The 14,805-nt window shown below is 32.9% G+C and carries 12 protein-coding genes; 7 read left to right on the top strand and 5 right to left on the bottom strand.

Annotation, left to right across the window (positions count from 1 at the left end; translation table 11 throughout):
• Nucleotides 1-117: 117 nt before the first annotated feature.
• The 5 genes from C8C88_RS10690 (at nt 118) to C8C88_RS10670 (ending at nt 4,030) form a co-directional block, all read left to right on the top strand.
• Nucleotides 118-777: a response regulator transcription factor gene (locus C8C88_RS10690; protein WP_121338110.1), complete on the top strand. Its 660-nt coding sequence runs from the start codon at nt 118-120 to the stop codon at nt 775-777.
• A gap of 275 nt (nt 778-1,052) precedes the next feature.
• Nucleotides 1,053-2,534, top strand: a complete 1,482-nt coding sequence (locus C8C88_RS10685) for a nitrate/nitrite transporter (protein ID WP_121338109.1) — start codon at nt 1,053-1,055, stop codon at nt 2,532-2,534.
• A gap of 249 nt (nt 2,535-2,783) precedes the next feature.
• Nucleotides 2,784-3,245 carry a DUF4265 domain-containing protein gene (locus tag C8C88_RS10680; protein WP_121338108.1) on the top strand — a complete coding sequence of 154 codons (462 nt, stop codon included), beginning with the start codon at nt 2,784-2,786 and terminating at the stop codon, nt 3,243-3,245.
• 130 nt (nt 3,246-3,375) lie between these two features.
• Entirely contained in the window at nt 3,376-3,669 is a 294-nt protein-coding gene (locus tag C8C88_RS10675; protein ID WP_121338107.1) for a type II toxin-antitoxin system HigB family toxin, read from the top strand.
• A gap of 4 nt (nt 3,670-3,673) precedes the next feature.
• Nucleotides 3,674-4,030, top strand: a complete 357-nt coding sequence (locus tag C8C88_RS10670; RefSeq protein ID WP_121338648.1) for a type II toxin-antitoxin system HigA family antitoxin — start codon at nt 3,674-3,676, stop codon at nt 4,028-4,030.
• 60 nt (nt 4,031-4,090) lie between these two features.
• On the opposite strand, the gene C8C88_RS10665 is transcribed toward C8C88_RS10670, so the two are convergent.
• The 5 genes from C8C88_RS10665 to C8C88_RS10645 form a co-directional block, all read right to left on the bottom strand.
• Nucleotides 4,091-4,897, bottom strand: a complete 807-nt coding sequence (locus C8C88_RS10665; protein WP_121338106.1) for an ABC transporter ATP-binding protein — start codon at nt 4,895-4,897, stop codon at nt 4,091-4,093.
• A 20-nt stretch (nt 4,898-4,917) separates the two neighbouring features.
• A complete protein-coding gene (gene ntrB / locus C8C88_RS10660) occupies nt 4,918-5,802 on the bottom strand; it encodes a nitrate ABC transporter permease (protein WP_121338105.1) in 885 nt (294 codons plus the stop codon).
• Nucleotides 5,803-5,833: 31 nt separating this feature from the next.
• Complete coding sequence (locus C8C88_RS10655) at nt 5,834-7,063, bottom strand: CmpA/NrtA family ABC transporter substrate-binding protein (protein WP_121338104.1); 1,230 nt, start codon at nt 7,061-7,063, stop codon at nt 5,834-5,836.
• A gap of 28 nt (nt 7,064-7,091) precedes the next feature.
• Nucleotides 7,092-8,543, bottom strand: coding sequence for an alginate export family protein (locus C8C88_RS10650; RefSeq protein WP_121338103.1), 1,452 nt, complete (start codon nt 8,541-8,543; stop codon nt 7,092-7,094).
• 249 nt (nt 8,544-8,792) lie between these two features.
• Nucleotides 8,793-9,491 carry a Crp/Fnr family transcriptional regulator gene (locus tag C8C88_RS10645; protein ID WP_121338102.1) on the bottom strand — a complete coding sequence of 233 codons (699 nt, stop codon included), beginning with the start codon at nt 9,489-9,491 and terminating at the stop codon, nt 8,793-8,795.
• Between the two features lie 287 nt (nt 9,492-9,778).
• On the opposite strand from C8C88_RS10645, the gene C8C88_RS10640 reads away from it, so the two are divergent.
• Nucleotides 9,779-13,291 (top strand): nitrate reductase, encoded by a 3,513-nt coding sequence (locus C8C88_RS10640; protein ID WP_121338101.1) that lies wholly within the window; start codon nt 9,779-9,781, stop codon nt 13,289-13,291.
• Between the two features lie 75 nt (nt 13,292-13,366).
• Entirely contained in the window at nt 13,367-14,803 is a 1,437-nt protein-coding gene (locus C8C88_RS10635; protein WP_121338100.1) for a rubredoxin, read from the top strand.
• Nucleotides 14,804-14,805: the final 2 nt, after the last annotated feature.

Genomic DNA, 14,805 nt, shown 5'->3' with positions numbered 1-14,805 from the left:
AATTATCATTACAATTGATTTTTGGTATCACCCTTGCAATTGTTATTGAAAAATACGTATATTAGCTCTTATTTTAGATGAATATACGTAATAAACCGATTTAAAATTAAGTAACTTATGAGTAATACTATTCGAGTGGTTCTGGCTGATGATCATGTATTTGTAAGAGATGGTATCAAATCATTATTAGAAAACGAAGCTAATATAGAAGTTGTTGGTGAAGCTACTGATGGTTTAGAAGCCCTTAGTATGGTTAAAACAGTGCAACCAGACTTGCTAATTTTAGACATTCGTATGCCAAATTTAACCGGTATTGAAGTCGTTGAGAAACTAAGAAGCGAAAACAATTTGGTAAAAATTGTTATGCTTTCTATGCACGAATCAGAAGAATACGTATTAAAATCAATAAAAGCTGGTGCAGACGGCTATTTGCTAAAAGGATCTACTAAAGAAGAATTCCTCAAAGCGGTTCATACTGTAGCAAATGGTGGAAAATATTTTAGTGGTGATATTTCGTCCATATTAATTGGCCAACTAAGCAATCCAGCAGCTGTAATGGAAACTAAGCAATCGTTGGACGAAGAATTAATGATTACCAAAAGAGAAAAAGAAATCCTTAAACTTTTATTATCTGGCAAAGGCAACAAAGAAATTGCCGAAGCTTTAGAAATTAGCAAACGAACTGCCGAAGTTCACCGTTTCAATTTGATGAAAAAGTTAAAAGTCAAAAATCTAATGGAACTTTCTAATAAAGCAACCGAATATTCATTACTATAATTTAGAATCTTATTCCTTTATACATACAAAACCATTCTCAAAAGAGAATGGTTTTTTTATTAACTGCCTTTTTTTGATTTTTTTTATAGTTGACAAACATTTATTACAATCTAAAAAAAGGCTTTTCTTGATGATTTCACAGTAAACAGATTTGATTATGTTGATTTAAAAATATTTTTTTACAAAAATCTTTAAATTGACAAAAATAAGTACTAATACGTATTTATACGTATTAAATAAGTAAATATACTTATATTTGTAAAAAAATAAGTACTATGAAAAATTCAAACTCTTTATCGCAATCCCATAAAATTTTGTTTTTAAATACACTTGCATTCACGGTATGTTTTGCATGTTGGACATTAAATGGTGTTTTAGTAACTTTTTTAGTAGACAATGGAATTTTTCATTGGAGTGTTGTTCAAGTAGGATGGCTACTTGGAATTCCAATTTTAACCGGTTCTGTTATGCGTCTTCCTATCGGGATATTAACGGATAAATTTGGTGGTAAATACGTATTTTCATTATTATTACTCCTTTGCTCTATACCCCTGTTTCTGCTTCCATTAGCTGATAGCTTTTTCATGTTTGCTTTACTCAGCTTTTTATTTGGTATGGTAGGAACAAGCTTTGCCGTTGGTATTGGTTATACTTCAATTTGGTATCCAAAAGAATGGCAAGGTAGAGCATTGGGAATCTTCGGGATGGGAAATGCAGGTGCTGCAATTACTACATTCTTAGCTCCTTCCCTATTGAATCATTTTTCGATAGATGATCCACAAAATGGTTGGAAATTATTACCCGTAATTTACGCTACAGCTTTAGTTGTTATTGGTTTATTTTTCTTGGTTTTTGCAAAAAATAAAAAGATTGAAAATCAAACCAAAACAGTTACGCAAATGTTACAATCTTTAAAAAGTGTACGTGTTTGGCGTTTTGGAGCCTATTACTTCTTAGTTTTTGGTTGTTTTGTTGCGTATTCACAATGGTTATTACCTAACTTCATGAACGTATACCAAACCAGCTTAGTTATGGGTGGATTATTTGCTACTATGTTTAGCTTACCTTCTGGTGTTATTCGTGCATTTGGCGGGTATTTATCTGATAAATTTGGCGCTCGAAAAGTAATGTATTGGGTATTAGGATCGTCTGTAATCTTAAGTGCTTTATTAATGGTACCAAAAATGGATATAACCACAACTGGTCCTGGAGTTTTGGCTACCAAAAAAGGAACAATTAGCATGGTCTCAGATGCTGCTGTAAAAATAGGAGATGTCAATTTTCCAATACTTCAAAAAACAGAAAAACCGCAAGAAAACTCAATCTTCCCAACACGTAATTCTTGGCAAGAAGTTGTTGTAAAACAAGATCAAGAGGTTAAGAAAAAAGAATTATTAGCCAAAGGAATAACTCATATTCGTTTTGATGCTAATATGTGGGTATATTTAGTGTTAGTAATATTGATTGGTATTTCTTGGGGAATTGGTAAAGCGGCAGTATACAAACATATCCCAGAATATTTCCCGACAGAAGTTGGTGTTGTAGGTGGGATGGTTGGAATGATTGGTGGATTAGGAGGATTCTTCGGTCCTATCATCTTCAGTTATTTACTGACTTGTACAGGAATCTGGTCAAGTTCATGGATATTTATTCTGATATTCTCCGCTATTTGTTTGATTTGGATGCATGTTACCGTTACCAAAATCATGAATGAAAAACAGCCTTCGCTTTCCAGAGAAATGGAACGTAAAAAATAAATTATACTTTTTAAAACGAATCCAGCTTTAAAAAGAATCCCAAAACTTTCAACTCCTTCTAGAAAGTTTTCTTCTTACAGACGTAATACTTTTCGCTGTCGTATTACGTCTTGTGTAGAAGATAAAAGAACCGCAAATTCATCGTTTTTAAACTATGAATTTGCGGTTCTTGTTTTGATATAAAATGTATATTTGATTTTGAAATAAAAGAAACAGCAGGAATTAATATACTTATTTTACGCATCAATAATGGAAGAAAAAGACAGCTCAGTAAAAATACTTTTTAGGTTTTTCAGTACTGTTTTAAACGAATCAACAGTTGAAACTTTATGGGCAACCGTTATTAACTCCGAAGAAGGCTTATATAAACTAGACAACATTCCTTTTTACGCGTCAGTTTCTTGTGGGGATATTGTTCTTGCAGCATTTGACGAAAGCGAAAACATGCTTGTTTACAAAGAAACAATTATACATTCTGGAAACTCAACAATTCAAGTTATTCTCAATGATAAATCTTTTATTATAAATGATTTACGAGATCTATTTAATGCTCTAGGTTGTGAATCAGAAAAATTCAATGCTGATTATTTTGTAATGGAAATTCCAGCTGCTTTGGATTATAATCCAATACGGGAAAGACTATTAGAACTGGAAGAGAATAACATAATAACATACGCAGAACCCAATCTATCAAAAAATCATTGGTATTAAAACTGGATTTAAATATTTTTTGATTTCCACCGGACTTTGTTAAAGTAAAATCAAAATCTTGGTTTTAAAATAGACAAAACAAAAGTTCCCGTATTGGGAAAAATAATCATATCTTTGTAAAAAATAAAATTTGAGAGTAATTGCAAAAAAGACATTACGAGACTTTTGGGAAATTCATTCTGATTGTGAACAACAATTAAAATCTTGGTTTCGAGAAACCTGTAGAGCAGAATGGAAAAATCCAAATGAAATAAAAATAGAATACCCAAGTGCAAGTATTCTGAATGAAAATCGAGTTGTTTTTAATGTCAAAGGAAATAATTACAGATTAATAGTTAAAATAAACTACGAACACGAAATGGTTTGGATTCGGTTTATTGGAACTCATTCAGAATATGACAAAATTAACGCAAGCAGCATATAAAACTATGAATATCAATCTTATAAAAACAGAAAACGATTACAATCAAGCATTGAAAAGACTTGAAGTAATTTTTGATGCTAAAAAAGGAACTGAGGAAAGCGATGAATTAGAACTTTTAGGAATGTTGATTGACCAATATGAAAATGAACATTTCCCTATTGACTTACCTGATCCAATTGAAGCAATCAAATTCAGAATGGAACAATTGGGGTATACACAAAATGATTTGGCTAAAATTATTGGATTTAAAAGTCGGGCAAGCGAAATCCTCAACAGAAAAAGAAAATTATCATTAGAAATGATTCGACAAATACATACAAGTCTAAAAATTCCTACTGAAGTTTTAATACAAACATATTAGTAAAAAACCCTGTAATGTATTACCATTACAGGGTTTTATCCATAAACAAATCAAATAAAACTAACTTTTATAAACCATTCCCATATCTTCAATTGAGAATTTATCCGTTAAAAGGTGTAATAATTTATCTCTTAACTCAATATATTCTGGCATTTTTACAATCTCAATTTTATTTCTTGGTCTTGGCAAATGAACGGCAACAACTTCTCTAATAGTGGAAGCTGGACCATCATTTAAAACCACAATTCTATCCGATAAAAACAAAGCTTCTTCTATATCGTGGGTAATCATTATAATGGTTTTATCTCTGTTATTAAGATTCCATAATTTCAATACTTCTAATTGCATCGAACTTTTTGTAAAAGCATCCAAAGCACCAAAAGGCTCATCTAACAATAACACTCCAGGATTAATTGCAAAAGCTCTTGCAATAGCTACTCTTTGTTTCATTCCTCCTGATAATTGTCCCGGTAATTTATCTCTGTGCGAAAGTAAATTAACCATTTTAAGGTTGTAATCTACGATTTCGTGCTTTTCTTTCTTCGAACAATCCATAACAGAATCAACTGCTTGAAAAATATTTTCATGAACTGACATCCAAGGCAAAAGGGAGTAATTTTGAAAAACAATTCCTCTATCTGGACCTGGTCCTTTTATAGTTTTTCCGCCTAATTCAACTGTTCCTCCTGATGGCGTTAACATTCCGGCAATAGCATTCATAATGGTTGATTTTCCACAACCCGAATGACCAATAATGGAGATAATTTCCCCTTTGTTGATAGAAAGATTAATATCTCTTACTGCAGTATACTTCCCTTTTGGTGTTGGGAACGAAATTTCTAAATTTTTTATTTCTAAATAACTCATAGTCGTAATTTTTTATATTATTAAGCTTTGTAAGCTACTTTGTTTTCGATAAAAGTGAAGATTCTGTCAAAAAGTAATCCAACGATTCCAATGATGATAATGGCTGAAATAACTTTTTCAAGACTTAAAGCATTCCAACTGTCCCAAACAAAGAATCCGATTCCTGCTCCACCTGATAGCATTTCGCCAGCAACAATTACCAACCATGCCACGCTGATACTCAAACGTAAACCAGTTATAATATGTGGTAAACTATAAGGAATTAAGATTTTTGTCAGGTAACGCATTTTAGAAAAACCAAACGCTTTAGCAACATTTTTATGATCTTGTGGGATAGATGCTACTCCAAAAGAAGTATTAATCAGCGTAGACCACAATGAAGTTATGAATACTATAAATATAGTTGCCATTCCAGTATCTTTAAAAACAACCAAACCTATTGGGAACCATGCTAAAGGTGAAACTGGTTTTAGCAATTGAACGATTGGATAAAAAATTTGTTTGCAAATAGTACTTGCCCCTATCAAAATTCCAATAGGAATTGCAATTAAAGAACCTAGTAAAAATCCTGAAAGAACAGTCTTAATTGAACTGAATAATTGCAATCCGATTCCTTTATCATTCGGTCCGTAATCATAAAATGGATCACTTAGCATTTCTTTCAAAACGGTCATTGTAGCTGTTGGAGTTGGCAAAGCATTTTGAGTATAAGCGCTTAATAAACTCCAAAATCCTCCGAAAAACAGCAATCCAACAGTTGCTAATAAAACCGATTTTGATTTTGCAAGTACTGTATTAAGTACTAATTTTAATTTTTGGTTCTCTTCTACTCTATTATTGCTTTCTGTAGAAACATTGATGGATGAATTTAATACATCAATTGTTAATGTGTTTTTATCAGACATGGTACGTTGTATTTAATTAGTAATTTGATTTTTATCTCTTAACAACTTTTAAGTATGCAGCAGGATTTGAAGGGTCAAAAACGGTCTTATCCATAGTTAGAGAAAACGGTTTCATATCATCATTAGGAATTTTAATTTTCATGCTTTTAGCAACTTCTTCGTATAAATCTTGTAAAATCAATTTATCAGCTATTGCATTATAATTTGGAGCTTCTTTTAAATATCCGAAACGTACAAATTGCGCCATTGCCCAGATTCCGTATGATTTACGTGGATAATTTACCGTTCCTCCTTTGTAAAACAACATGTAATCTTTAGAGTAAACTTGAGTTCCTTGGTTGCAACCTAAATCATAATTACCCATTAATCTGTTTTCAATAACATCAGCAGGAGCATTTACGTAAGGAGCTCTTCCAATGATTGCAGCAGCTTTTTTACGATTACCAGGATTATCTAGCCAGATACAAGCTTCCATTACCGCTTTCATTACTTTTTTAAGATCTTCTCTACGTTTTGTACTAAAATCTTTGTTTACCACTAACGCTTTTTCAGGATGATCTTTCCAAATATCTTGTGAAGCCACTTGTGTAAATCCAATACCTTGCTTTACAGCAACACCACCCCAAGGCTCTCCTACACAGAATCCATCCATATTCCCTACTTTCATATTAGCAACCATTTGTGGAGGTGGAATCGTGATGATTTTCACTGCTTTTTGGTTCAAACCAGCAATTGACATCCAGTTACGCAACCATAAATCGTGTGTTCCTCCGGGGAAAGTCATTGCAAAAGTTACTTCTTTTTCGGCTTTCAATTTAGCTGCAACAACTGGAGTTACTTTGTTCATTTGTTTAAAGCCTACTTTTCCACAAAAATCATTAGAAAGTGTAATTGCTTGCCCATTTACATTTAGCATCATGGCAATTTTCATTTCAGAACCTGCCTTTCCGCCTACTCCTGTGTATACTGAGAATGGCATAGAATACAAACAATGTGCTCCGTCTAATTCGCCTGTTAAGATTTTATCACGAACATTTGCCCAAGAGGATTCTTTAGTAACCACAACCTCAACACCATATTTTTTGAACAGTCCTAATTCTTTTGCCATAACTATTGGTGAACAATCCGTTAGTGGAATAAATCCTAATCGAACAGGATCGTTTTGGGCAGTTATTGTTGTAAAAGCAGAACTCAATACGACTAACAAAACCAATACCGATGATGTTAAACGCTTTGCTATTTGTTTTTTTATAGTTTTCATTTTGAATAGATTTAAAATTTAATGATAATTATTTTTTAGCTAAAAAGTTAGGTTTGATATTTAACATCACATAAGCAAATTGTGGACTTAAATCAGGAGTTGCAATATTTTTAACCGCTGCTGATGCCATTGAATTCTTAGCTTTCATGATAGAATAACCCGCCTCGATATTGATCATTTTTGTTAAATTATATTTTACTAACAAGTCTAATTCGGTTCCTAAATAAGAATCTAATTTTCCTCCAGCACCATTAGATAAAGTATTTGCAGCTTCAAAACCATGAATGTCTAATAAGAAAGTCAAGTTGTCTTTTGCATTATATTTCATTTTGAAGAAATAGTTTAGCAATCCTTGTTTTCCAAAACCACTTGCAGCATAGAAGTAATCCATACTTCCCCAGAATTTATGTGGCGTACCGTATAATGGGTCAAAAAGATTGCTTTGTGAAGTTGCAGTAACTGCTTTTGTTCCGTCAGTTCCTGATAAATAATCAATCCCAGGTCCTACAAATAATTTTCTTCCTATTTGGAATGTTGATGTAATTGAAGCCAAATTAGCACGCAATGAACGACCATCTTTATCGTGACCTCCTTGGTGATAAGCACTTCCTGTCAGATTTAATTTTCTAGTTATATTAGAATTAAAGTAAAAACCGGTTGTATTACGACTCCAAACTCCTTCTCCATAAACCTTTGTTGTTACAGCAGGTGATCCTGAAGTTACATTAGTATATTTATTAAAATCATCTTTGAAAAATAAAAATGACACATCACCAAAGAAGAATTTTTTACCTAAATACGCATATTGAAAGGATTTATACATAGTCCCAATTCCGTTTGTCCCTGCGCTATAAGCTGAATTCACTCCGTTATAAACGGTACCTGTATTCAATTCTTTATTTTGATTAAATGCAGCTCCTACATCAGCAATCCAACCTTTGTTAGCATATTTGAAAACAATTGCATCATGTCTTCTTCCTTGTTGCAACCAGTCTAAACCTCCCAAAACTTTTTGATCATCATAAGAGATTTCTTGACGTCCTACTTTTAAAGACAAATTCTGAATTTTGCTTGTTGTATCATTCAACATTACCTCTGCCCAAGCTTCATGAAATAAGATTCCATTATTAGCTTCTGTAGTTGTTCTATTGATAGACGAAGCATCTTGACCCCAAACACGCACATCTTGTAAAGACGTATATATCTTAAATCGATATCCTGTAAATCCTATATTTAATCGTGCTCTTTGTGAAGTGAATAATCCTGCTTTATCACCTTCTTTTTGTAAAGTTCCTTGTCCTACTCTAAGCTCAGTTCTTTCTCTAATTTGTCCTGTAGCTGTTAATTGTGCTTTTGCTTCGTTTTGAGATAATAGCGTTAAAGCAATTCCTAGTAAAAAAGATTTTGAAAGGTTTACAGCTGAAATACCGCCTTTTTTAGATCCTTGAATATTTAGTAAAGTGGTTTTAATGTTTTGCATAATCATATGTTTTAATTAGTATGAAGCAAATTTACGTAAGTACTAATACTTAGTTACTATACTAAAAACAGACGAAAACAACTTTTTAATACCAAAATTTGCGTTATTAAAATGGTTTTGTTTCTGCTTTTTGGCAGAAAATTAAAACTAAACCAGTCATAGCAAGCCATTAGAGTTTAAAAACAAGTAGTAAAAAATACGTATAAAAAAGTGAGAAGTGAAAAGTGAGAAGAAAAAATTTGAAGAAAACTATTTATGTTCTTTGATTTCTGATTTTAATTTGTCGGCATTTAATATTCCTATTTTCTTACCAACAGTTTTAATAAGTAATTCTTTTTTTAAACTTGAAACCACACGAATCACCTGTTCATCAGTAGTTCCGGCGAAATCGGCAATTTCTTTTCTGGTCAAATCAAGCTCAATTACGCCATTGACCTGTCCAAATTTTCTATGGATATACAATAAGGTATCAATCACTCTTTCACGCACATTCATTTGTGCAATTTTCCGAATGTTATTTTCACTTTTATTCAATTCTTCAGCATAAAACAACATTAAATCAAAGGTAAACTCCGGAATTGTATGAAGAATTTCTAACATATCTTCATTACTAAAATTACACAAAACGGTGTCTTCCAGCGCATAAGCTCCAATCAAATAGCGCTTACTAGTTCCAAATCCTCTGAAACCAACCGTATCCCCTTCTTTAGTCAACCGAACAATTTGTTCTCGTCCATGAATACCAGTTTTTACCGTTTTTACTTTTCCTTTATATATAAAATACAAACCCTGAATTGGGGCTCCTTCAATGATAAATTGTTGTGTTTTTTTACAAACAAAACTGCGCTTTTTATCAATATAATTCTTCATTTGTTCTAAATGAATATGCCTTTTAATGAAACAATTTTCATTTAAACAGCTGGTACAGTTGGCTAATTCTCCTTTCATATGAAGTCAGTATTTGTTTTTTAAAAGAACCGAATGGGCAAAGCAATATGGTATCGCTATTATCTATCATTAATTATTTATGTCCCGACGCTTCGGGATTGAATCATGTCGATGAAATGAATAAAATTTGAAATTATTCCCGAAATGATTTGGTATCCAAAATTATTTTCAACAAAAATATAAAATAAAATTAGTTTTATACGTATTTATACGTAAAAATACTTATTTTTACACTTTCGTTAGTTAGCCAGCAAGTAAGCTTTCATTATTAATAAAGAAATACGATAATGCAAAATTCAGAAATCAAAACTACGTGTTCCTATTGTGGAGTAGGATGCGGAATCATAGCAACCAATGATCCTAAAAATGGAATCTCTGTAACTGGTGACAAAAACCATCCTGTAAATAAAGGAATGCTTTGCTCAAAAGGAATGAATCTTCATTATGTTGTCAATGACATTTCTGATAGAATTCTATATCCTGAAATGAGATGGAGCAAATCTCATCCTATGGAACGTGTTAGTTGGGATGCTGGATTAGACCGTGCCGCTGCCGTTTTCTCGTCTATTATAAAAAAACATGGTCCTGATAGCGTTGGTTTTTATATTTCAGGACAATGTCTGACTGAAGAATATTATTTAGTAAATAAGTTAGTAAAAGGATTTTTAAAAACTAACAATATCGATACCAACTCACGCTTGTGTATGAGTTCTGCGGTGGCAGGTTACAAAAAAACATTTGGTGAGGATTCTGTTCCAATTGCTTATGATGATATTGAACTTGCTGATACTTTTTTGATTACGGGAGCAAATCCTGCTTGGTGTCACCCTATTCTTTTTAGACGATTAGAACAACACAAAGAGAAAAACCCTAAAGTAAAAATCATCGTTGTCGATCCTCGAAAAACAGATTCAGCTTTAGCAGCCGATTTACATTTGCAAATTATTCCAGGGACAGATATTGTTTTATATCATGCTTTAGCCAAAAGACTTATTGAAAAAGGATATGCTGACACTGATTTTATAAAAAACAATACTGAAAATTTCAAATCATATAAAGATTTAGTTTTATCCAGTTCGCTAGAAAAAGCGTCAAAACTTTGTGGAATATCCGTTAATGACATCAAATTAGCTGCTGATATTATTGGAAAAGCAAAAGGATTTATTTCGCTTTGGGCTATGGGATTAAACCAAAGCGCCATTGGAGTTGATAAAAATACCGCCTTACTTAACCTTTCATTACTTACAGGTCATGTTGGAAAACCTGGTTCTGGCCCATTTTCTTTAACAGGACAACCTAATGCTATGGGCGGACGCGAAGTTGGTGGAATGGCAAATTTATTAGCCGTTCATAAGGAACTAAATAACCCTGTACATCGCAAAGAAGTAGCTGATTTTTGGGGAGTTGATGAAGTTTCCGAAAAACCAGGATTAACTGCCACAGAAATGTTTGAGGCATTAGAATCTGGAAAAATGAAAGCCATTTGGATTATTTGCACCAATCCAATGGTAAGTTTACCTGATTCTCGAAGAGTTGAAAAAGCATTGGCAAAAGCAAAATTCGTTGTAGTTCAAGACATTTCACACAATGCCGATACTTCAAAATTTGCCGATTTATTATTGCCTGCTGCGGGTTGGTTAGAGAAAGAAGGAACCATGACTAATTCTGAAAGACGTATATCTTATTTACCAAAAGGCATCAATCCTCCTGGTGAAGCGCTATCGGATGTGGAAATTCTAACTCGTTTTGCTCAGAAAATGAACTTTAGTGGTTTCAATTTTAACACAACCGAGGACATTTACAAAGAGCATTGTATGATGACCAAAGGAACTAATATTGATATTTCCTTTTTAAATTATAACCGACTAAAAAACGAAGGTACTTTTCAATGGCCTGTTCCTGATTACGGACATCCTGGAACACCGCGTTTATTTGCCGATAAAAAATTCTATACGCCTTCGCAAAAAGCAATTTTTAATATCCCAACAGCTATTGAAAATACTTCCGAAGGACCAAGTTCAGATTTCCCTTTTATTTTAACAACGGGACGCATCAGAGACCAATGGCATACGATGACTAAAACAGGAAAAGTGTCCCGATTGATGACGCATATCCCAAGTCCAATGCTCGAAATAAATCCGATTGATGCCTACAAAGCCTCTATTGAAAATGGAGATATTGTTGTGGTTACTAGCAAAAACGGAACCGTTCGGGTAAAAGCAAAAGTTTCAGATACGATTCGGGAAGGTGTTGTTTTCTTACCAATGCATTGGGGGAAACAATTGGAAAACGATTTGAACAGAACCAATAATTTAACTAATACAATAGTGGATCCGGTATCAAAAGAGCCTGATTTTAAATACACCACGGTTGCAGTAGAAAAATACGTAAAACCTTTTGAAAAAATTGCTGTTGTAGGTGCTGGTGCAGCTGCTTTCCGATTTATTCAAAATTATAGAGAAATCAATACAACAGATGAAATTATTGTTTTTTCGAATGAAGAAAATCCATTTTACAACCGTGTTTTATTACCTGAATATGTAACGGCGGAACTTTCTTGGGAGCAACTTTTAAAAATTAAAGAAGATTCTTTAAGTAAGTTGAACATCACAATGAAATCTGGTGTTTCAATTGATACTGTCAATACGAAAGAAAATATAATTATAGACAGTCAAGGGAAATCACATCATTTTGATTCCTTAATATTAGCAACAGGAAGCAGACCTTTTGTTCCAGAAAATGCACAACTTCATTTGCCAGGACGTTTTACCATTAGAAAGAAAGACGATGCAGACCGATTAAAAAAATATTTGGACAATACTAATTTAGCCCCCGAAGAACAACATGTTGTTATTGTAGGTGGTGGATTATTAGGATTAGAATTGGCCGCAGCCTTAAAACATAAAAAAGTAAAGATTACTATTATCCAAAGGGCCTCCCGATTAATGGAACGTCAATTGGACCGAATTTCAAGTAAATTATTAGCCGAAGAAGTTCAACTTCGTGATATCCAAATCTATTTTGATAACGAAGTCAGCACTGTATTCGAAACTGAAAATGATAATGAAATTGAAATTGCATTGAAAAGTGGTCGAATTATAACCGCTAACGCAATTGTTTATACCATTGGTACCATTCCAAATATAGAAATTGCCAAAGAATCTGGAATTGCTTGCGGACGAGGTGTAAAGGTCAATCAGTACTTACAAACCTCTAATCCGAACATCTATGCAATTGGAGAAATTGCGGAATTTAACAACAAATTATTTGGAATTACTTCTGCTGCCGAAGAACAAGCAGATGTCTTAGCTAACTTTATGGCGGGCGATATCAGCAGTTTTTACAAAGGTTCTGTTTTGATGAACATTTTAAAACTTGAAGACATCAATCTATGTAGTATTGGCGAAATTGAAGTTCCTGAAAATGATGATTCGTATGAAGAAATTGTATTTTCGGATTTAGGTAAAAGATATTACAAAAAATGTATCGTCAAAAACGACTTATTAGTTGGCGCCATTTTGATGGGTGACAAAAACGAATTTGCCGAATTCAAAACAATGATTGAAAGCAAAATTGAATTGTCTGACAAAAGAAATACACTGCTTAGAGGAAGTTCAAACGCAAAACCTGTTTTAGGAAAACTGGTCTGTTCTTGCAGTCAAGTAGGAAGCGGAAACATTGAAGAAGCCATCAAAGGCGGTGTTACAAATTTTACCGAGTTGTGTAAGTCAACTGGCGCAGGTTTAGGCTGTGGAAGCTGCAAAACCGAAGTAAAAGAAATTTTAGCTAAAATTAAATAATAGTGTTAGCGATTATGGTTCGTTTACAGTTCGTAACTGAACACTAATTACTGAATACTGAACACTAAAACACATATGGAATTAACACGATTAATAGTAAAAGGAGGCGTTATTTCACCGGGTGAACTTCGGGAAATTGCGAATATGGGATTGGAACAAGGATTTAACTCCATCTCTTTCGGTTCTAGACAAGATATTATCTTACCAAAAGGTTTTTCGTCTAACGACAAAGAAAAAATTGGTAAACATCATTTCATTTATCCAAATGAAAAAAGTGGAAATAACATTGTATCTTCTTATGTTTCAACTGATATCTTTAGAAATACTCCTTGGCTTACCGGAAATAAATTCCTGTATATTCTAGAACAATTCAAGGAACAACCAAAGTTAAAAGTAAATATTACTGATCCTAAACAACAATTAGTTCCTTTGTTTACTGGGCATATCAATTTTATAGCTTCGCATCACGAGGATTATTGGTTTTTGTATATCCGTTTGCCAAAATGGGACAAAATGGAAATGTATCCGGTATTAATTTACAGTTGGAATATTGCCGAAGTATATTATGCTATCGAAAAAATATTAGAGGAAGAACCTGATTCTGTTGATATGATTTTTCAATTAGTTAGCGATGCTTTAGACAGTAATAATCGCACGATTGACAAACCATTGCACATTCCCTTCTACCCTTTTCCATATTATGAAGGAATGAATAAATTAGGAATTGATCAATATTGGTTAGGATTATATTGGAGAAACAATCAATATGATTTGGATTTTCTAAAGGAAATGTGCGATTTATGCTTTGATTGCAAAATTGGAAAAATTTGTATTACTCCATGGAAATCATTCATCGTTAAAGGAATTCCTAAAGATCGAAAATTAGACTGGGAAAAATTCTTAGGCAAAAAAGGAATTAATGTAAGACACTCACTATTAGAACTGAACTGGCATTTACCAGTAGCTATGGAATGGGCGTTGAATCTAAAAACCTTTCTAGTTCGAACATTAGATCAATTTGACATCAGTACTTATGGACTCACTTTTGGTTTATCAGAGTACAATCGGGAGGGACATTATTTCACTTCTATAGTTGTTGAAAAAAATGAGTCTCCAAAAGATTTGGAATCTATTAAAATACGAGACACCTATAATGTTTTGTATGCCAAAAATTTTGATCCAAATACTAAAGAATATATTGTTCACACGCAAGATGTTGACAAACTTGAATTACCAAATATATTAATTGAATTAAGCCGTAAATATTTTGAAGGCCTTGGTGATTCAACTGTTGAAATAAGTTCAAATGCGGCAAAAAAAGAAAAAACAATACAAGAAGTTCATCAATGTCCAGAATGTCTAACACTATATAATTCTGAGTATGGAGATGTTATTCAAGGAATTGAAAAAGGGGTTTTATTCAAAGATTTACCGGAAACATATTGCTGTTCTTTATGCGAATCCCCAAAAATAAATTTTATTGCATTAACTGGAGAAAAACAAAATAATTAAGC

Origin of the sequence: Flavobacterium sp. 123 (assembly GCF_003634825.1) — a bacterium.
GTDB lineage: Bacteria > Bacteroidota > Bacteroidia > Flavobacteriales > Flavobacteriaceae > Flavobacterium.
Note: the sequence above shows the minus strand (reverse complement) of the source record. Positions and strands in the feature narration are given on the sequence as shown.

Bases quoted from the DNA above. Each gene is read 5' to 3' on its own strand.
- C8C88_RS10655 (WP_121338104.1), bottom strand. From the start codon at position 7,063: ATGAAAACTATAAAAAAACAAATAGCAAAGCGTTTAACATCATCGGTA.
- C8C88_RS10650 (WP_121338103.1), bottom strand. From the start codon at position 8,543: ATGCAAAACATTAAAACCACTTTACTAAATATTCAAGGATCTAAAAAA.
- C8C88_RS10685 (WP_121338109.1), top strand. From the start codon at position 1,053: ATGAAAAATTCAAACTCTTTATCGCAATCCCATAAAATTTTGTTTTTA.
- C8C88_RS10665 (WP_121338106.1), bottom strand. From the start codon at position 4,897: ATGAGTTATTTAGAAATAAAAAATTTAGAAATTTCGTTCCCAACACCA.
- C8C88_RS10635 (WP_121338100.1), top strand. From the start codon at position 13,367: ATGGAATTAACACGATTAATAGTAAAAGGAGGCGTTATTTCACCGGGT.
- C8C88_RS10670 (WP_121338648.1), top strand. From the start codon at position 3,674: ATGAATATCAATCTTATAAAAACAGAAAACGATTACAATCAAGCATTG.
- C8C88_RS10680 (WP_121338108.1), top strand. From the start codon at position 2,784: ATGGAAGAAAAAGACAGCTCAGTAAAAATACTTTTTAGGTTTTTCAGT.
- C8C88_RS10645 (WP_121338102.1), bottom strand. From the start codon at position 9,491: ATGAAAGGAGAATTAGCCAACTGTACCAGCTGTTTAAATGAAAATTGT.
- ntrB (WP_121338105.1), bottom strand. From the start codon at position 5,802: ATGTCTGATAAAAACACATTAACAATTGATGTATTAAATTCATCCATC.
- C8C88_RS10640 (WP_121338101.1), top strand. From the start codon at position 9,779: ATGCAAAATTCAGAAATCAAAACTACGTGTTCCTATTGTGGAGTAGGA.
- C8C88_RS10690 (WP_121338110.1), top strand. From the start codon at position 118: ATGAGTAATACTATTCGAGTGGTTCTGGCTGATGATCATGTATTTGTA.